Source organism: Shewanella sp. NKUCC01_JLK, from assembly GCF_019345615.1.
Lineage (GTDB): Bacteria > Pseudomonadota > Gammaproteobacteria > Enterobacterales > Shewanellaceae > Shewanella > Shewanella oncorhynchi.
Genome location: NZ_JAHKRD010000055.1, coordinates 1 through 223 on the forward strand (window position 1 = coordinate 1; position 223 = coordinate 223).

Below are 223 nucleotides of genomic sequence, written 5' to 3' on the forward strand. Positions count from 1 at the left end.
CACCCTAACGCATTTAGGGCGGCACATTGATGGCACCAGCACTCATACTAAGCACTCAATAAAACGCATGGATAGATTGTTGGGCAACCCGCATCTTCACCATGAAAGAATGGCTGTTTATCAGTGGCATGCAAAGTGGTTGCTAACAGCACATACGATGCCGACAATATTGGTGGATTGGTCAGATATGCGTGAAGGTCGTGAGCTTATTGCGCTACGCGCC

The 223-nt window shown here is 48.4% G+C and carries 1 pseudogene; it reads left to right on the top strand.

Annotation, left to right across the window (positions count from 1 at the left end):
* A pseudogene (locus tag KO537_RS23020) lies at positions 1-223 on the top strand (IS4 family transposase); the annotation flags it as partial.